This window comes from Nonlabens sp. Asnod3-H03, from assembly GCF_045063665.1.
GTDB lineage: Bacteria > Bacteroidota > Bacteroidia > Flavobacteriales > Flavobacteriaceae > Nonlabens > Nonlabens ulvanivorans.
In genome coordinates, this window is the sequence record NZ_JBEFOD010000008.1 from 314252 (window position 1) to 332658 (window position 18407).

Sequence of the window (18407 nt, forward strand, 5' to 3'; positions counted from 1 at the left end):
CACAGTGCTTGAATCTATCTAACTTTTAATGCCTAAGTTTACAACCGAAATGAGAGCAATAATCTTATATATAATTTTATCCTTGGGTCTAACCTCTACGGTTATGGCGCAAAGTAATGAGTCACGTAAGACCAATAGTGAACGCACCACTATGGTTCTAGAAGGACGCGTGATTAGCGATAAAAAACAACCTGTATCTGGCGTTAATATTGAAGGGCCTATGGGACGATATGCAACCACAGATTTACAAGGCTATTTTAAAATACCAGCAAATCTAGGTGATGAAATTATCATTAGGAGATCTGATTTTGAGACTGTTTATTATACGATAAGAAGTTATGATAAAATTGAAATCCAAGTTATCGATGACCTCTCACAAAAAGATCGCCTTAAATCATTGAGCTATGAAGTGTTAATGGATAGCGCCCAAGTTTATCTTAAAAAGGATGCACAAAAAACGGCAGACTTTTTAATTGCTGCTTTATCTAATAATTCTAGTGGCATTAGTACTAGCAAAGAGGCTCGTGCTTATGAATCATTAGGTGATTTATACATTTTCAACAAACAAGCAGACCTAGCGATTACCAATTATAGAGCAGCGATTAAGTCTGAAAACACAGCACAAAGACAACTCAAACTTGGCCAATCACTACAAAGCAACGGTAATTATCAAGAAGCGATCAAAACACTGGAAGCTCTTACTGTTAATGAAAGATCAATAAAAACATCTTCTAACCGCAGTACAGGACTATCCACTCAACAAATAGTAACTGCATATACAACATTAGGAAATGTCTATGAAATAACTAAAAATACCGAGGCAGCGCTTAAAAATCATAAAGCAGCTTTACAAACTGCACAGACAAATAATTTAAAAGCATTATTACCACAACTCAACACTAATATTGCAAATGTTTATAATGCAACAGGACAAGTCACTACTGCAGAGTCTTATTATAGTAACGCCATTCAAGATTCAAAAAATGAAGGGATTATAAGTAACGTGGTCACACAATCTGCCACTGCAGATTTTTATAATAGCAATCAACAATACGATAAAGAAATTGCTTTGCGTAAAAAAAATATCGAACTTATTGATAAAGCTAGTACTGCAAAAAGAAAGGCGACGGTAACTAACCTTGACACACCTAGCTCTAGTAACATTATAGAGATGGAAGATACCATTATGGAAGATCTAGAAGTGGGCGCGCCTATAGATACACCTGTGGATAACGTCACAACCGCATACTCAAAACAAAAAGAACAACTTAAAATTGCTGAAGCCTATAAAGCCACAAATAATTTTGTAGAAGCAATCGCTTCTTTTGAAAACAGTTTTAAGGAAGCTAGTGCAAATGATGATCTGGATACTAAAAAAGAGGCTGCGCGTAATCTTTATAAACTTTATCGCATCAATGGTAACACGGCAAAATCATTAAAATATAATGAGATTTACATTGAAACTGTTGACCGACTTTATGAGCAAAAAGAACAAGAAATAGCTTTAAACACTCGTAAAGCACAAGATCTAGTAAATAGACAAACTCGCATTTTAACACTTGAAAAAGATCGGGAACTTACAGAAAATAGAATCGCGCTAATTAATACAGAGCGTGAATTAACCCAACAGGTTAACAATCGACAACGCTGGATCATCTACTCACTGGTTGCCTTAAGTCTTTTATTGATTTCTCTCGCATATTTTATGTGGCGCAACAATAAACAGCAACGCATTAATAACCATTTATTAGCGCTCAAATCACTGCGCAGCCAGATGAATCCACATTTTATTTTTAATGCACTTAATTCTGTAAATAGTTATATCGCAATGAATGATGAACGTGCTGCAAATAAATATCTAGCAGACTTTTCTAAGCTCATGCGGAGTGTTCTCGAGAATTCAGAATTAGATTTTATACCACTAGAAAAAGAAACTGAACTGTTAGGTCTTTACCTCAAACTAGAACACGAGCGATTTAAAGATAAGTTTGATTATGAGTTTATAGTAGATCCATTACTGGAAGGTACATCCTTACAAGTTCCACCTATGTTATTGCAGCCCATTATAGAAAATGCAGTATGGCATGGATTGAGATATAAGGATGAGAAAGGCTTTTTAAAGGTAGCTTTCGCGAAAGCAGAAAACGAAATCATCGTTACCATAACTGACAACGGAATAGGAAGAGCTAAGTCCAAAGAGCTCAAAACAGAACACCAAAAGAAACGAGAAAGTAAAGGCCTGGGCAATGTCATGAACAGAGTAGCATTACTAAATGAATTGCACGATTGCCAGATTGAAATGATAGTAAATGATGCTGGCCTATCTCCAGACATAGGGACTGCAGTCACCGTTAAAATGATTGTTTCTAATTAAAAAATGCTCTATGAATTTAAAAGCGATCATTGTAGAAGATGAGCAAATCTCTAGAGAGATTCTCAAGAAATATCTGTCTAAGTACTGTCCTAACGTCACAGTTCTTGCTGAAGCATCAAACGTTGATGAGGCACTACAGTTACTACGTAAAACTGACATTGACATTTTATTTCTAGATGTAGAAATGCCTTATGGAACAGCCTTTGACCTACTAGACAAACTAGGAAATAGAGATTTTGAAACAGTTTTTGTAACTGCTTATGATCAATATGCAAAAGAAGCACTAAATCAACAGGCTGCTTATTATTTATTAAAACCTATCGAAATAGACGAGCTTATTAAAGCTGTCGATATTGTAAAAAGTATTAAAGAGCGTGAGGAAGAAGTAAATATCGGCCTTTCTGTAAAAGAACAAGATAGCTCTCAATTAAATGATAAAATTACTATTCCAACACAAGAAGGTTTTGAAGTTATACCAGTAAAGGATATTATTTACTGCAGTGCAGATGATAATTATACAAACGTCTATTTAGCAAACTCTCATAAATTAGTTTCTAAAACATTAAAACATTTCGAGGATATGCTTACCGATAAAGGTTTTTGTAGAATTCATAAGTCTCATTTAATAAATGCCTCGCATGTAACAGCCTATAAGAAAGGTAAAGGCGGCAGTGTCATTCTGGGCAAGATAGAATTACCGGTGAGTCCCAGTAGAAAATTAGAACTATTTAAATTCTTTAGTTAAAAGTCTAGATAGTCCACTTTTCTATCGTTGACTTCAACAGTTAGTAAGTCTAGCACTTGAGTATTGAGATTAGAATACAACTCATGATGACCTAACGAAGTCTGGTCATTTAGTAAATTAAACTCCTTTAAAATATGAAGTGTTTGTCTTGCTACAGCAGCTCCACTATCTATGATTTTTACACGGCTAGGCAACAGCTCTTGTAACATGTCTTTAATGTAAGGATAATGACTACAGCCCAATACTAGATAATCTATACCTGATATCATAAAAGGCTCTGTAATACCTACCAAAAGGTTTCTCATTTCTTCAGAATCCTTTTTGCCAGATTCTATAAGTTCAACAATGCCCGTACCTACTATTTCTATAGTGTTTACATCCTTTGTAAAGGCTCTTTGAGTTCTATTGAACAATTCACTAGATAATGTTCCTTGCGTGGCTAGAATCCCTACCTTACCTGTAGTACTATTAAGCGCTGCTGGCTTTATAGCAGGCTCAATACCTATAAACGGCACATCATAATGTTCACGTAGATATGATATACTATTAGTGGTTGCAGTATTACAAGGCACAGCTATTAACTTGCAATCACGACTAAGTAAATACTCTGTGTTTTTAACACATAACTGAGTTATATCATTTTTAGGCTTACGTCCATAAGGCGCATGCTTGCTATCTGCTAGATAAATCGTGTTTTCATGTGGCAGTAATTGCACAACTTCTTTCCACACCGAAGTACCACCAACTCCACTATCAAAAAATCCAATAGGCTGTAAATTACTCATGACATAAAGATAATGTGATTACCAGAATTTAACGCATAAAAAAACCGCTTAGATGTACCAAGCGGTTTTTTTATAGGTATTAGTTAATTACTGAGTAATACCTAATTCTTTTTTTACATCTGGAGTGATATCATAACCATCTGCCATGATTACTCCTGTTCCTGTAGTAGAGTCTAGGACATAATCAAAACCTTTTGCACGAGCTACTTTTTGAATAGCGTCACGTACTTTCTTATATAAAGGCTTTAAAAGGTCTGTTCTTTTTTGAGCCATAGCTTGTTGAGAACTTTGGTAGTACTCTTCAAGTTTCTTTTGACCAGCCATAAGCTCTTGATAAGCACGTTGATTTTCTTCATCGCTACGTGATTCAGCAAGACTTTTTAATTGCTCAGCTTTGTTTTGCAATTCCTTATCCATTTCACCTAGAGTTGCTTCATAAGTCTTAGCAAGATCTCTTAGTTGTTTATCAGCAGCTTTAGCTTGAGGTAGTTGTTCCACTAACTCTTGAGATGCTACGTGACATACTTTACTAGGAGTAGCTTGAGCTTGCACTGTGTTGATTCCTGCCATAAGAAACATCACTACTACTGCTGTTATAAGGGTTTTTACTTGTTTCATTTTCTAATTATTAATTATTGTTTTGCTTTAACTTCTATTAATGCGGCTGCAAATATAATGGTATCGTGTTATTATTCACCGCCTGGAGGCGTTTTTTGATTAGCCTTCTTCTTTGCTTCACGTGCTTTTAGTATACTATCCTTGCGTCTCTCTCTAGCCTCGATGATACTATCTCTACGCTTTTGAAACTTTGCAGCTCTGGCTGCTTTGATAGAGTCACGCACTCTTAACTTCTCTAGACGTGCCTTTTCTCTATCATTTACTAGTTGTTCCTTTGCTTCTTCTTTTTTCTCTACAGTTTCTGCCTCTTCTACAGACAAGTAACGTTCTTCTTTCTCTTGCTCTCTCAATTCTTCTTTAGTAGGTTTTTTGTCATTACCTCTATTTCTAGAATCGATTTTTGCAGTTCTTCCTATCGCTTTTAACACTTGATCACTTAAATCATGACGCTCTGCATTATAAAGCATTGCTGCCTCAGAACTATCAAGTATGTAATCATATTTCTTAAGGCTTCCTATCTTACGTATTTCATTAAAAACTTGATCTTGTACTGGTTGTATTAATTGTTCTTTTTGTAAAACAAAATCACCTTGAGGACCAAATCTTTTTTGTTGATAGTTTAAAAGCTCTTCTTCTTTTATCTTAATATCTTCTTCTTTCTCTTCAATAAGCTCATTAGTAAGTAAGACTCTTTCATTTTGTAAAGCATCTTTCATTTGTTGTACTTCTAGACTCATGGCATCAATTTCTTGCTTCCATTTACCCATCTTTTGCTCTAGCTGTTGAGATGCTTTTTGATATTCTGGCACATTCTCGAGAATATATTCCATATCAATAAAACCTACTCTAATACCTCTAGTTCCTCCTTGCGCTTTCGCGAAAGCGAAACTCATAAAGGCCATTATACTGATAACAAAAATCTTATTTTTCATAAGCTCAAAGTGTTTATAGAAAATATCGTGCCATTCTTAGAATTGTTGCCCGATGATGAAGTGAACATTCCATCCACTAGGATCATTACTTACTGCTGTAGGCACTTTATCAAAACCATATCCAAAGTCAATACCTAACAATCCAAAGGCTGGCATAAATATACGCAATCCAGCACCTGCAGATCGCTGAACCTCAAACGGGTTATAGTCTCTAAAATTGTTATAACTACCTGCTGCCTCTGCAAATGATAATACATAAATAGAAGCTGCTTGCTCTAAAGATATAGGGTACCTCAACTCAAAAGAGAATTTATTATAAACGGTATCTCCATCTGCATTTGTAGTTAATGATGAGTTATCATATCCACGCATTCTTATAATGTCACGTCCATCTAATGAGAACGCACCTAATCCATCACCACCTACAAAGAAACGTTCAAATGGTACAAGACCACGATCTTGATTATAAGCTCCTAAGAATCCAAACTCTGTGTTAGTTTGTAAAACCAACTTATCATATAGACGAGTATACCAAGTACCTTGAAATTTAACTTTGTAATATTCTAAGAATTTAAATCGTTCTTGATCAATTTTTGCTAAATCAGCTTCACCATTAGTTTGGAATTCTTCTTGATCTTCTAATGTAGCATAATCAACACCGTTGAATAAGGAATATGGCGGAGTTAACTTTGCGGTAATTGAGAATGAGGATCCATAAGTAGGGAAAATAGGGTTTACACCTACATTATTTCTACTTAATCCGATGGTATATGCTAGATTGTTTGAAAAACCATTAGGAAAATTAAATAAAGAAGTTTGATAATTCTTCAAGTTATAATGTTGGAATGATAAAGCTTGTGAAAATTGGAAATAGTTATCAGGCCACTCTAAACGTTTAGCAATCCCTATGGTTCCTCCAGTAATTAAGAATCGTTGACTACGATCGACTTCTCTGAAATTTTGCTGATTAACACGGAATTGTTCACTGTGTGAAAACGAAACATTAAATGAAACTGGTTTCTTACCACCTAACCAAGGCTCCGTGAAATTTAAACTATATGTTCTAAATATTGTACTAGCTTGAGCACGTATGGCTAGTGTTTGTCCATCACCCATAGGCACTGGTTCATAGGCCTCGCCATTAAATATGTTACGTAAAGAAAAGTTATTGAAACGTAAACCTAGTGTACCCACAAAACCACCACCACCATAACCACCTTGTAGTTCGATCTGGCTAGCACCTGCTTCTTCTAATTCAAATTCAACGTCGACAGTACCGTCTTGCTGACTTACATTTTTAAGTTGTGGATTAATCGTTTCTGGATTAAAGAATCCTAGCTGACCTAATTCACGAATTGAGTTAATAATTTTTTGTCTAGAATATCTTTCACCTGGCGTGGTTTGTAAATTTCTATAAATAACGTGGTCATTAGTTCTTGTGTTACCAGTAACGGTAATGTTATTAAAGAAGGCTTCTTCACCTTCTACTATACGTACTTCAAAATCTATGGTGTCATTATACACTCGTGTTTCAACAGCATTTACAGATGAGAATAGGTAACCCGTATTTTGATACTGATTTGATATATCATCAGAGTCTGGATCTTGTGGATTACTAATACGTTCATAAAACGCTACTCCATTATACACATCACCTTTATCAACTTGCAATATTCTCCTTAATTGATCGTCTGTGTAAACAGTATTCCCTACAAACTCTATATTACCGAAATAATACTTTTTACCTTCTTCTACCTCTATATCTAGAGAAATCCTTTTATCACTGTTTTTTATAAGAGTATCTCCTATAATACGGGCATCTCTAAAACCTCTTTCTTTATACATATCAAGAACAGAGCTTAAATCTTCTTGATAGTCTGCCTCGATATATTTAGACCTTTTTAATAACCTAAAAGGATTGCGACGTTTTGTGTTTTTCATCGCTTTACGCAACTTCTTGTCTTCAATCAACTGGTTTCCAGTAAAAGTTATTTCTTCAACTTTTACTTTCTCACCTTTATTAATATCGATTTTCATATCAACACGATTAGTGCTTTGATCTGTTGTATCGATTACTTCGCGTACACGAACTAAAGCGTCTGCATATAAATAACCGTCGTCTTTGTATTTATTTTCAATAAAATTACGTGTGTTGGTAACCAGGTTTTCAGTTGCTTTACGGCCACTAGTAAGCTTAAGTTCATCTCTTAAGTCTTTAGCTTTTCGTTCTTTAATACCAGTTATTTCTACATTGCTTAAGTTAGGAACCTCAACAATATTTAATTCAAGGTTGATGATTTCTAACTCACCACCATCTGGATCAGGAATGACACTGGTTTTATAGAATCTAATATCACTGAATAGCTTTAAATCCCATAATTTTTTAACCACATCACTTAATCGCTGACCTGGAACATAAATTTCATCTCCTTTGCGTAGACCTGTGAAGGCAATTACGGTGTTTTCGTTATAAGTCTGGCTACCTGTTACAGTAATATCGCCTAATTTATATTTTGTGGCGTTTCCAATAGGTGTATCTGCCTGTTGTGCCTTTATAGTAGTTCCTAATAAAAATACTACTGCTATAAGTAGCGAGTGTGCTAGCTGTCTTGTCATTATTCTATAATTGTTCACTCGTTTTACCGAATCTACGTTCTCGGTCTTGATAATTTTTTAATGCCTCTATAAGATGTTCTTTCCTGAAATCAGGCCAAAGTACATCAGTGAAATAAAGCTCTGCATAAGCGATCTGCCACAGCAAAAAGTTACTTATACGTTGCTCACCACTCGTTCTAATCAATAGGTCTACGTCTGGCATGTAATTAGTATACAATAAACCATTAATCGTATCTTGATTGATATTCTCAACTTCTATCTCTCCTTCTTTCACCTTATTTGCTACATTTTTAATAACTGTAATCAACTCTTCACGTGACCCGTAACTAAGGGCTAGAGTTAAGTTCATATGATTATTATTTTCTGTAGCAGTAATTACTTCTTGAAGTTCTTTTTGTGCCGTTTTAGGCAATAATTCAAGACTACCTACTGCTTTAAGGGAAATATTATTTTTTTGTAAAGTAGGAAGTTCTTTTTTAAGACTTGACACCAGTAATCTCATAAGAGTATCTACTTCAAGCTTAGGTCTTTTCCAGTTTTCTGTACTAAAAGCATACAAAGTCAGGTTCTTGATACCTAACTCTGCACAGGTTTCAACTGTTTCTCTTACAGCTTTTGCTCCTTTTTCATGTCCTCGCACTCGCATGAGGCCTTGTTTTTTTGCCCAGCGACCATTACCGTCCATAATTACAGCAACATGCTGTGGTATATTATGGGTATGTAGTACGTTTTTATCCATTCTTAAAAATTACAATAACAAGGTTTTCTACCAAATGCATAAGTTAACGTTACACCAGAGAATACATACCAATCATTATTGTTAATATTCCCAAAGCTTACATTTTCAAAATCCTCGTTATTACTACCATCTAGGTTATCTGTAAACGTATATCGCACACCAGCTTCTAATCCTAAGACCAGCTTAGGTGCTATATTATACTTTACTCCTAAAATAAACGGAATTGCTAATCCTCTATCTGTGTCATCTTCTACTAGTTGATTACTAGCTTGATCTAATCTAAAGCCTTCATATTGAAAACCAGTAATCCCTGTGTAAATATAGGGCACGATTTGAGGTTTACCCGTGTAAAGTTCCCATTCCCAAAAATTGTATTCAATCCCTACACTTGCTTCTATAAGGTTGTAATTATACTTATAACCTCTTAAATCTCTTGATATATCATCACTGTCATTATCGTCACCTACCATATTAGAAAATATTAACGAAGCTCTAAAGCTGTGACGATCACTACGATTCCATTTAAAAATACCACCTACAGTAAGATCTACAGGATCTATAAACTGCGTGCTACCTACATCACCAATGATATTACTACCACCTGCAAAGAGGCCTACCTCATAGGTTTGCGCTTTCGCGAAAGCGAAACAAAAAAGAAAACTAACTAATAATAATAAACGCATGGAAATTTTAAAACGTGCAAATATAACAATTCTCATTACCTGACATGAGTAAACATGCATGATTGTGAGTAATGTAAAACTAGGTTTCTTTAAAATTATTGTCTAATTACGTTTATCTTCTCCCCAAAGTAATTTATGACGAATGGTTTTTATAAAACTCACGTGCTCTAATTCAATTAAATCAATTGTGAAATCTGCCTTTTTTAAAGTGATTTCAGTCTCATCTGGATATGAAGCAATACGATTATCTAAAGAGGCCAGGAATTCATTTTCTCTACCCATAACTTTTACGGTAATAACAGTTTCATCAGGAATGACTAACGGTCGTGCGTTTAAATTATGAGGCGCTATAGGCGTAATGACCAATGCCTTAGTATCTGGTGTAATTACCGGTCCACCACAACTTAAACTATAACCAGTAGAACCTGTAGGAGTGGAAACAATCAACCCATCTGCCCAATATGATGTTAACAACTCACCATTAAGATGTGTTTCTATTTGTATCATACTCGTGGTGTTCTGTCTGCTTACTGTTACTTCATTAAGTGCAAAGTTATCTGGTACCAGATGATTTTCTGGATGTTTAGAGGTTGCTGTGATTAAACTGCGTTTACTTAAACGGTATTTTTTATTGAATAATAAAGTAAAAGCGAGCTCTAACTCTTCTGACTGCAATGTCGCGAGAAATCCAAGTCGCCCAGTATTAATTCCCATTACAGGAATATTAAGCTTACCGATATAGGATACAGCCCTTAAAATAGTACCATCACCTCCTATACTAATCATTAAATCAAAACTAGTATCTAACGATTTAAAAGTCCCTGCCATGTTTAAATCAATCTTATCCCCAATAAGGGAAACATAGTCCTGCTCCATATAAACATCACAATCACGTAAATGCAATTGCTTAAGAACACTGGCAATAGTAGTAAGACTATCCTCTTGAAGATACTGACCGTAAATAGCGATTTTGTTCATTACATGTTAAGGTATTTATTAAGGTAATCTGATCGTTCTTTAAGATTATCGAGATAGGTATCTTCTTCAGCAGCACTGACTACTTCATAACTATATCTTCTAAAAGTTTGTAGCACTTGATTAACATTTTCTGCACTGACCTTAACGGTTATCTGAGTTAAATGATCATTATAACCACTAATAAAACAACCATATAACTTAGAATCATTAGACTCAATAATCTGAGTAATTTCACTAAAACTATAGTCTGTTGTACCTTTTTCTAGTACGATTACAGCTCCAGATTCATATAAAAAAGGAGAATCATTAAATAACTGCAAAATATCTTTAAGTTCATAATAACCTAAATATTGATTATTATCATCTAACACTGGCATCACATTACAATCATGCTGTGCAAATGCCTCCAGCACATCTAACCAATGTGTGTCAACCATAACATAAAAAGTGTCTAGCGCATACTTTACATCTTTTAATGTACATCCAGATTCAAAACAATGCGCATCGTTTTCAGAAACACAGCCAATGTAAACCTCATTCTCCATTACAGGAAGATGGGAATAGGTCAATTGCGAGAATATATTTTGAGACACCGTAACCTCATCTGTAACCTGAAGCGGCTTCACATCATTAATAATGTATTCTTGAATGTTCATTTAACAAGCTTTTTTTGCAAATTAATCATTTCTGTGATTACTCGTTGCGGTGAATCCTTTGTATTTTTGAAACTCAATAAATTATTATGACCGCACTTAGTGTAAATGTTAATAAAATAGCCACGCTGCGTAACGCTCGTGGAGGAAATGTACCTGACTTAATAAAATGCTCATTAGACATAGAGCAATTTGGCGCACAAGGTATTACCATACATCCTCGACCAGATGAAAGACATATTAGATATCAAGATGCTCGTGATCTTAAAAAGGTGATTCAGACAGAATTAAATATTGAAGGTAATCCTAATGAGAAATTTATCGCACTAGTAGACGAGGTTCAACCAGCACAGGTTACATTAGTACCAGATGCCGTTGACGCAATAACTTCAGACGCTGGATGGGACACCATAAAGAATGAAGCTTATCTAACTAAAATCGTAAAACATTTTAAAGATCAAGGCATAAGAACTAGCATTTTTGTAGATCCAACAATAGAAATGGTTGAAGGCGCCGCAAAAACTGGTGTAGATCGCATAGAACTTTATACAGAAGCTTATGCGCAACAATACCCTATCAATAAGAAATTAGCAGTTGCACCTTATGTTAAAGCTGCTCAAAAAGCGCTTGAACTAGGCCTAGGAATAAATGCAGGTCATGACCTATCACTAGAAAACATGAGGTATTTTAAAGACAACGTGCCCGGACTACTAGAGGTCTCTATAGGCCACGCTCTTATATCAGAAAGCCTCTACATGGGTCTTGAAAATGTTGTGAATATGTATAAATCCAGATTAACAGACTAGATGCTGCATTCAATTATTTTAGGAGAAGGAAAACCACTTATTATTCTACATGGTTTTTTAGGCATGGCAGACAATTGGAAAACTCTTGGTAAAGAATGGAGTGAAAACGGCTATGAGGTTCATTTAATAGACCAGCGCAATCATGGACGTAGTTTACACAGTGTAGACTTTAACTACACACTACTTGCAAAAGACGTTCATGATTATTGTATAGAACATAAACTGGAGAACATCTATTTATTAGGCCATTCTATGGGTGGAAAAGTTGCTATGAAAGTGGCCGCAGATTTTCCTCAACTTATTAAAAAACTAGTTGTTGCAGACATTGCGCCTAAAACCTATGCTCCTCATCATAGTGATATCATTAATGGATTAAAGTCCATCAACTTTGATGAAATAAAAAGTCGTAAAGAAGCAGATGAGCAGCTCGCCCTACGCATATCAGATTTTGGCACGAGACAATTCTTATTAAAAAGTTTATATCGGATAGATAAAAATAGATATGGATGGCGCTTTAATCTAGAAGTATTAGGTGATAGTCAAGAGATGATTGGTTTTCAAGAACCCATCCAGACTCAAATAAACATCCCTACACTGTTTGTTAGAGGTGCAAATTCAGGATACATTAACGATAACGATTTCGTAATTATAGAACACGCTTTCGCGAAAGCGGACTTAAAAACAATCCCTAATGCAGGACACTGGTTGCACGCAGAACAACCTGAAATTTTCTATAATACGGTCACAAGTTTTCTTACAGATTAAATACTATGCAAGCATAATAATAACGAAAACGCTTGCGTAAGAAGTTTAAAATATTAAATTTGACTTAACAAAACCCCAATTTTTTTAATAACAAACTGATTATGAATAAATTAAAAGCTTTAGCAGTGCTTCTTTTGATTTCTACAATGGCTTATGCTGGTGGATATCGAGTAAGTACACAGAGTAATAGACAGTTAGCCATGGGACACACTGGTGTGGCTGTAGTTAACAGTGCTGACATTCTCTTTTTCAATCCAGCAGGATTGGTACACTTAGAAAACAAAATTAATTTTAGTGCTGGTGGATTTGGCGTTTTTTCAAGCGTTTCTTATCAAAACTCAGAATTTGGAACTTCTTCAGAAACTGACAGCCCTACAGGTACTCCTGTTTATGCTTATGGAACTTATAAAATCAATGAAAAGCTTGCTGTAGGTTTAGGTATTTACACTCCTTTTGGTAGTAATGTAACATGGCCTACAGATTGGTCAGGTTCTCATTTAGTAAATGAAATTGAATTAAGCGCTATATTTATACAACCTACTATTTCTTATCAACTATTTGATAGCGTTAGTATAGGTGGTGGACCGATTCTAGCGATAGGCGGAGTTACCTTTAACAGAAACGCTGGCCAATCACTTACTGATGAGCAAGGTAACCGTTCAAATGTAGGCATTGATGATTCAGGTGTAACTGCATGGGGTTGGACCGCAGGTTTAATGTTTACACCTAATGATCGTTTCTCTTTTGGTTTTAACTATCGTTCTTTAATTAATATTGAAAGTACAGAAGGAACAGCTACATTCTCAAATTTCCCTAACTCTGCATTAACACCAGCAAACGGTGAAACTGGATTTACAGCGACACTTCCTTTACCAGCAGAAATCACTGTAGGACTTAGTCATAAGTTTTTTGACGATAAACTTTTACTTGCATTTGATTACAATCGTGCATTATGGAGTGAGTACGAAAGTCTAGATCTAGTTTTTGAAAATGGATCTACTTCTATCAATCCTAGAAACTACAAAGACTCTTCTTCATGGAGATTAGGTGCTCAATATTTAGCAACTGATAATCTTACCTTAAGAGCCGGATGGTACTATGATGAATCTCCTGTACAATCTGGTTATTTTGCGCCAGAGACACCACGTAACGACTCTTTAGGATACACCTTCGGACTTTCTTATCAAGTTAATTCTAAACTTGCTATCGATGCTTCATTCCTTTACTTAAGATTTAAGGAAGTAAATGAATCGTATGACTTCTTTACAGATCCGGGAGCTTCGGCACCTTCTTCTTTTGGCGGAACTTATAAATCACAAGCGCTTATTCCTGGTATAGGAGTAACATACAGCATGTAAAAAAACAATGATGATGAAAAAATTTAATTTAAAATATATTGGACTTTTTATCGCAGCAGCTGCGGTAGTAAGTTGTGAGGTAGAATTTGATAATCCTATTGATGAAGCTGGAGTATACACCTCTGGTGAAGCAGATTTTTCAAACTACGTGTCAGTAGGTAACTCTTTAACATCTGGTTATGCAGATGGCGCACTTTATCTAGACGCTCAATTAAAATCTTTTCCAGCAATAATGGCTGGTCAAATGGAACTTGCTGGTGGTGGTGAATTTATCCAACCGTTAGTAAATGACAACGCTGGTGGATTGCTTGCCGGTGGAGTTCAAATATTGCCTAATCGATTTGTACTAGCAGTAGGCGCAAATGGTAGTCCTGCACCAGCAGTTTATACTGGCGAGGCACCTACTACAGATATCACAAATACTTTTACTGGAAAATTGAATAACTATGGTGTACCAGGTGCAAAAAGTTTTCATTTAGGCGCACCAGGATATGGAAATATCGCAGGTGTGGCAACTGGCCAGGCTAATCCGTATTATGTACGCTTTGCATCAGGTGGCATGTCTACTGTTATAGGTGATGCCGCTGCAGCAAACCCGAGCTTCTTCACTCTGTGGATAGGTAATAATGACATATTATCTTTTGCTACTTCTGGTGGTATAGGAGTTGATCAAACTGGAAACTTTGACCCAACATCATATGGGAGTAATGACATTACAGACCCTAATGTATTTGCAGGTGCTGTATCTCAATATGTAACGGCACTAACAGCAAACGGAGCTAAAGGCGCTTTAGTTAACATTCCAGATGTAACTTCAATACCTTTCTTTACAACTGTTCCTTTTGCACCATTAAGCCCTGCAAATCCAGATTTTGCCGCTCAAATCCCAGCTTTAAATGCTCAATTTGGTGCGTTAAATCAAGCGTTTGCATTTTTAGGTGTACCTGAAAGATCTATTACTTTTTCTACTACAGCTGCAAGTGCAGTAGTAATTAAAGACGAATCATTGACAGATATATCAGCACAACTTACACAGGTTTTAATAGGAGGCGGATTTCCTGCTCAACAAGCTGCACTTTTCGGTCAGCAATATGGACAAGCAAGACAAGCAACTGAGGACGACCTATTAGTATTCACTAGTCAGACTGTAATTGCACAGCTTAACAGTACACGTTTCCAAGAGTTAGTAGGTCTAGGTCTTGATCAAGCAACCGCTGGTCAGTTATCAGTAAACGGTATTACATTCCCGTTAGAAGATCAGTGGGTTTTAACTCCTACAGAACAAACTGCTATAAGCACAGCTCAAACAGCATACAACTCTACTCTAGAAGCTCTTGCAGCTGCAAACGATCTTGCTTTTGTAGATGCTAGAACAGCTCTTTCACAAGTTGCTAACGGTGGTGTATCTTTTAATGGTGGTGTTTTAACATCTACTTATGCGACAGGTGGTGCATTTTCTTTAGACGGTGTTCACCCAACACCAAGAGGATATGCTCTTACAGCAAACTTTATTATAGATGCAATAAACGCTAAATATGACGCTAACGTTCCTAAGGTTAACATAGGTGCATACCGCTCTATTCAAACTAGTGATTCTGTAAACTAAAATCAGTTCAATACTTTATTAAAATCCGTCTCGGTTTTACTGAGACGGATTTTTTTATTTTTACCACCTAAATCATACATTATGAAATTTATAATCAAGCTGTTAATAACTGCACTATTAGTTGTATTGCTTTCAAAGCTATTACCAGGAGTAAGTACCGATGGATATCTAAGCGCTATTTTAGTTGCCATTTCATTATCACTTCTTAACTTTATAGTAAGACCTATTCTAGTGACACTCACATTACCAGTGACCATAATTACTCTAGGGATATTTCTGTTAGTCATCAATGCAATCATCATTTTACTTGCAGATTGGCTAGTAAGCGGTTTTGAGGTGGATGGGCTTTTATGGGCTTTTATTTTCTCTTTACTATTAGCTATCGGTCGCTCTATATTGTTTCAACTACTAGAAAAGGACAAGGATTAATCGACATAAGATGCCATGCTACAGCAGCATTTTGTATCCTAAAAACGTAAATTCAAGTTAAAACCGTGACTTTAAAACCGTTCATTGTTACAAACTATTTGATTACACGCAAATAAAGAGTAATTTTGCACCCCAATTTTAACAGCACTTAAAAGTCTTTAAATGAATATCAAGCGCACTGACATAGACGCACTTAATGCGTTGCTTACACTAACTGTTGAGAAAGCAGACTATCAAGAACAAGTAGATAAGTTACTTGCAGATTATCGCAAGACAGCAAACATTCCTGGTTTCAGAAAAGGACATGTACCTGCTAGCTTAATCAGAAAAAAATACAGAACTCCTATTCTAGTTGAAGAGATCAATAAAATGATCCAGCAACAATTGAACGAGTATATTACTAAAGAAGAACTTGAGTTATTAGGAAATCCACTTCCTAAAGCTCAAGAGGACATCAACTGGGATGCAGACGATTTTACCTTTGAATTTGAACTAGGTATAGCTCCACAATTTGATGTAGATGTAAAAGGCAAAAAGACCATTACTCACTACGAGATCAAAACAGATGACGATACTTTAAATCGTCAAATTGATCGTATCCGTGAGCAATATGGTAAATTAATTGCTAAGGATACCGTTGCTGAAGGTAATGAAGTGACTGGAGTTTTCCGTAATGATGATGAAGACATCAACAGTGACGCTACCTTTAAAACCGACAAAATCAAAGGGAAGACCAACCTTAAGAAATTTGTAGGTAGTAAAGTAGGTGATACTTTAGAACTAAAAACTAAAAGCCTTTTTGAAGATGATCACGATTTGATGAACTTCTTAAAAGTAGAACACGATAAAGCACATGGTCTAGACATTAAAGTAACTTTTGAAATCACAGAAGTAAACGAGCGTGAACTTGCTGAGATGAATCAAGAGTTCTTTGATAAGTTATTCGGTCCTGGAGTCATTTCAAGTAAAGAAGAATTAATGGAACGTTTAAGAGAAGATGCTGGACGCCAGTTCTCTCAACAAACAGATCAAAAACTCTTAACAGACGTTACTGAAGGACTTATTGAAAACACAAAATTTGATCTTCCAGCAGACTTTTTAAAGAAATGGATAGCAAATTCTGGTGAGAACCCTATGACTGAAGAAGAAGCCGCTGCAGAGTATGAGCGTTCTGAAAAAGGTCTACGTTACCAGCTAATTGAATCTAAAATATTAAAGACTAATCCAGATCTTCAATTAAAATTTGAAGAACTAAAAGATTATTCTCGTACTCAAATCAAAGCACAAATGGCACAGTATGGTCATACAGATGCTAGTGATGAAGAGATAGATGGAGTTGTTGCACGCATCATGCAAAACCAAGAAGAGGTAAAAAGAATGAGCGAGCAATTACAAAACGAAAAAATGTTACAATTCTTTAAGGACAACGCAAAGCTCAAGAAAAAAGAGCTTACCTATGAAGAGTTCATTAAGGAAGCCTACGAGTCATAAACTCGATGGAATAATTCTTATCTTTAGGGCGTTAACTTTATCAATAGGTTAACGCCTTTTTTACCTTATTAAAAGTAATATTACCACATGGATATATCTAAAGAATTTGAAAAGTTTGCCGTAAAAGATCAAGGTGTCAACCCGATGTATTACGATAAAATAATGGGTAGCATGTACCCTACTAATCTTACTCCTAATATTATTGAAGAACGCCAGATGAACATCGCCATCTTTGACGTGTTTTCACGTTTAATGATGGACCGTATCATTTTTATGGGTACAGGAGTAAATGATCAAGTAGCAAACATTATACAAGCACAGTTGCTTTTCTTAGAAAGCACAGATGCAAACAAGGACATACAAATCTACATCAACTCACCAGGTGGTAGCGTTTATGCAGGTTTAGGTATTTATGACACGATGCAATTTATCAAACCAGATGTTGCAACAATTTGTACCGGTATGGCTGCTAGTATGGGAGCTGTTTTACTATGTGCAGGAGCAGATGGAAAACGCAGTGCCTTACCACATAGTCGTGTGATGATCCACCAGGTTTCTAGTGGCGCACAAGGACAAGCTAGTGATATAGAAATCACCGCACGCGAGGTCGTTAAATTAAGAGAAGAACTTTATACTATTATTGCTAAGCATTCTAAGCAAACTTATGAAAAAGTCTATGCAGACTCAGATCGTGATTACTGGATGAAGGCTGCCGAGGCTAAAGAGTACGGTATGATTGATGAAGTACTAACTCGTGACTAGTACATCTGTTATAGTGTTTACGCTTTCGCGAAAGCGTATTCTAAAACAAAGTACTACAAACTACAAA

Annotated in this window: 17 protein-coding genes; 9 read left to right on the plus strand and 8 right to left on the minus strand. The window is 35.8% G+C overall.

The genetic code is table 11. The features are described from left to right. Positions 1 to 103: 103 nt before the first annotated feature. A complete protein-coding gene (locus tag ACJJVI_RS04620; protein WP_405350699.1) occupies positions 104 to 2374 on the plus strand; it encodes a histidine kinase in 2271 nt (756 codons plus the stop codon). A gap of 10 nt (positions 2375 to 2384) precedes the next feature. Further along, the gene (locus tag ACJJVI_RS04625; protein WP_042244769.1) at positions 2385 to 3119 is read left to right on the plus strand and encodes a LytTR family DNA-binding domain-containing protein; all 735 of its coding nucleotides are present in this window, start codon (positions 2385 to 2387) and stop codon (positions 3117 to 3119) included. On the opposite strand, the gene murI is transcribed toward ACJJVI_RS04625, so the two are convergent. The 8 genes from murI to ACJJVI_RS04665 all read right to left on the minus strand — a co-directional run bounded on the left by murI (position 3116) and on the right by ACJJVI_RS04665 (position 11126). Further along, positions 3116 to 3904: a glutamate racemase gene (gene murI / locus ACJJVI_RS04630; protein WP_405350703.1), complete on the minus strand. Its 789-nt coding sequence runs from the start codon at positions 3902 to 3904 to the stop codon at positions 3116 to 3118. The genes ACJJVI_RS04625 and murI overlap by 4 nt on opposite strands. A gap of 87 nt (positions 3905 to 3991) precedes the next feature. Then, a complete protein-coding gene (locus ACJJVI_RS04635; protein WP_036583761.1) occupies positions 3992 to 4522 on the minus strand; it encodes an OmpH family outer membrane protein in 531 nt (176 codons plus the stop codon). A 71-nt stretch (positions 4523 to 4593) separates the two neighbouring features. Beyond that, positions 4594 to 5454 carry an OmpH family outer membrane protein gene (locus tag ACJJVI_RS04640; protein WP_405350707.1) on the minus strand — a complete coding sequence of 287 codons (861 nt, stop codon included), beginning with the start codon at positions 5452 to 5454 and terminating at the stop codon, positions 4594 to 4596. Positions 5455 to 5490: 36 nt separating this feature from the next. Continuing rightward, positions 5491 to 8070 carry an outer membrane protein assembly factor BamA gene (bamA, locus tag ACJJVI_RS04645; RefSeq protein ID WP_036583754.1) on the minus strand — a complete coding sequence of 860 codons (2580 nt, stop codon included), beginning with the start codon at positions 8068 to 8070 and terminating at the stop codon, positions 5491 to 5493. 4 nt (positions 8071 to 8074) lie between these two features. Further along, positions 8075 to 8809 carry an isoprenyl transferase gene (locus ACJJVI_RS04650; protein WP_036583751.1) on the minus strand — a complete coding sequence of 245 codons (735 nt, stop codon included), beginning with the start codon at positions 8807 to 8809 and terminating at the stop codon, positions 8075 to 8077. Between the two features lie 2 nt (positions 8810 to 8811). Beyond that, positions 8812 to 9492, minus strand: coding sequence for a DUF6089 family protein (locus ACJJVI_RS04655; protein ID WP_042244776.1), 681 nt, complete (start codon positions 9490 to 9492; stop codon positions 8812 to 8814). A 102-nt stretch (positions 9493 to 9594) separates the two neighbouring features. Then, on the minus strand, positions 9595 to 10470 hold the full coding sequence (locus ACJJVI_RS04660) for an NAD kinase (protein ID WP_405350712.1): 876 nt from the start codon (positions 10468 to 10470) through the stop codon (positions 9595 to 9597). After that, positions 10470 to 11126 carry a CBS domain-containing protein gene (locus ACJJVI_RS04665; protein ID WP_036583744.1) on the minus strand — a complete coding sequence of 219 codons (657 nt, stop codon included), beginning with the start codon at positions 11124 to 11126 and terminating at the stop codon, positions 10470 to 10472. The genes ACJJVI_RS04660 and ACJJVI_RS04665 overlap by 1 nt, the downstream gene beginning before the upstream one ends. Before the next feature lie 86 nt (positions 11127 to 11212). Here ACJJVI_RS04665 and ACJJVI_RS04670 point away from each other — a divergent pair, with 86 nt between their 5' ends. The 7 genes from ACJJVI_RS04670 to clpP all read left to right on the plus strand — a co-directional run bounded on the left by ACJJVI_RS04670 (position 11213) and on the right by clpP (position 18340). Further along, a complete protein-coding gene (locus tag ACJJVI_RS04670; RefSeq protein ID WP_405350716.1) occupies positions 11213 to 11929 on the plus strand; it encodes a pyridoxine 5'-phosphate synthase in 717 nt (238 codons plus the stop codon). Then, positions 11930 to 12694 carry an alpha/beta fold hydrolase gene (locus tag ACJJVI_RS04675; protein ID WP_036583740.1) on the plus strand — a complete coding sequence of 255 codons (765 nt, stop codon included), beginning with the start codon at positions 11930 to 11932 and terminating at the stop codon, positions 12692 to 12694. A gap of 101 nt (positions 12695 to 12795) precedes the next feature. Next, positions 12796 to 14052 (plus strand): OmpP1/FadL family transporter, encoded by a 1257-nt coding sequence (locus tag ACJJVI_RS04680; RefSeq protein ID WP_105070416.1) that lies wholly within the window; start codon positions 12796 to 12798, stop codon positions 14050 to 14052. A gap of 13 nt (positions 14053 to 14065) precedes the next feature. Further along, the gene (locus tag ACJJVI_RS04685; protein ID WP_405350720.1) at positions 14066 to 15658 is read left to right on the plus strand and encodes a G-D-S-L family lipolytic protein; all 1593 of its coding nucleotides are present in this window, start codon (positions 14066 to 14068) and stop codon (positions 15656 to 15658) included. Between the two features lie 81 nt (positions 15659 to 15739). Beyond that, a complete protein-coding gene (locus tag ACJJVI_RS04690; RefSeq protein WP_405350723.1) occupies positions 15740 to 16087 on the plus strand; it encodes a phage holin family protein in 348 nt (115 codons plus the stop codon). Between the two features lie 162 nt (positions 16088 to 16249). Then, on the plus strand, positions 16250 to 17578 hold the full coding sequence (gene tig, locus ACJJVI_RS04695) for a trigger factor (RefSeq protein ID WP_405350725.1): 1329 nt from the start codon (positions 16250 to 16252) through the stop codon (positions 17576 to 17578). Between the two features lie 87 nt (positions 17579 to 17665). Then, positions 17666 to 18340 (plus strand): ATP-dependent Clp endopeptidase proteolytic subunit ClpP, encoded by a 675-nt coding sequence (clpP, locus tag ACJJVI_RS04700; protein WP_006796247.1) that lies wholly within the window; start codon positions 17666 to 17668, stop codon positions 18338 to 18340. Positions 18341 to 18407 lie beyond the last annotated feature (67 nt).

Bases quoted from the DNA above. Each gene is read 5' to 3' on its own strand.
- clpP (WP_006796247.1), top strand. From the start codon at position 17,666: ATGGATATATCTAAAGAATTTGAAAAGTTTGCCGTAAAAGATCAAGGT.
- ACJJVI_RS04635 (WP_036583761.1), bottom strand. From the start codon at position 4,522: ATGAAACAAGTAAAAACCCTTATAACAGCAGTAGTAGTGATGTTTCTT.
- tig (WP_405350725.1), top strand. From the start codon at position 16,250: ATGAATATCAAGCGCACTGACATAGACGCACTTAATGCGTTGCTTACA.
- ACJJVI_RS04680 (WP_105070416.1), top strand. From the start codon at position 12,796: ATGAATAAATTAAAAGCTTTAGCAGTGCTTCTTTTGATTTCTACAATG.
- ACJJVI_RS04675 (WP_036583740.1), top strand. From the start codon at position 11,930: ATGCTGCATTCAATTATTTTAGGAGAAGGAAAACCACTTATTATTCTA.
- ACJJVI_RS04655 (WP_042244776.1), bottom strand. From the start codon at position 9,492: ATGCGTTTATTATTATTAGTTAGTTTTCTTTTTTGTTTCGCTTTCGCG.
- ACJJVI_RS04685 (WP_405350720.1), top strand. From the start codon at position 14,066: ATGAAAAAATTTAATTTAAAATATATTGGACTTTTTATCGCAGCAGCT.
- ACJJVI_RS04640 (WP_405350707.1), bottom strand. From the start codon at position 5,454: ATGAAAAATAAGATTTTTGTTATCAGTATAATGGCCTTTATGAGTTTC.
- bamA (WP_036583754.1), bottom strand. From the start codon at position 8,070: ATGACAAGACAGCTAGCACACTCGCTACTTATAGCAGTAGTATTTTTA.
- ACJJVI_RS04660 (WP_405350712.1), bottom strand. From the start codon at position 10,470: ATGAACAAAATCGCTATTTACGGTCAGTATCTTCAAGAGGATAGTCTT.
- ACJJVI_RS04625 (WP_042244769.1), top strand. From the start codon at position 2,385: ATGAATTTAAAAGCGATCATTGTAGAAGATGAGCAAATCTCTAGAGAG.
- ACJJVI_RS04620 (WP_405350699.1), top strand. From the start codon at position 104: ATGGCGCAAAGTAATGAGTCACGTAAGACCAATAGTGAACGCACCACT.
- ACJJVI_RS04670 (WP_405350716.1), top strand. From the start codon at position 11,213: ATGACCGCACTTAGTGTAAATGTTAATAAAATAGCCACGCTGCGTAAC.
- ACJJVI_RS04690 (WP_405350723.1), top strand. From the start codon at position 15,740: ATGAAATTTATAATCAAGCTGTTAATAACTGCACTATTAGTTGTATTG.
- ACJJVI_RS04650 (WP_036583751.1), bottom strand. From the start codon at position 8,809: ATGGATAAAAACGTACTACATACCCATAATATACCACAGCATGTTGCT.
- murI (WP_405350703.1), bottom strand. From the start codon at position 3,904: ATGAGTAATTTACAGCCTATTGGATTTTTTGATAGTGGAGTTGGTGGT.
- ACJJVI_RS04665 (WP_036583744.1), bottom strand. From the start codon at position 11,126: ATGAACATTCAAGAATACATTATTAATGATGTGAAGCCGCTTCAGGTT.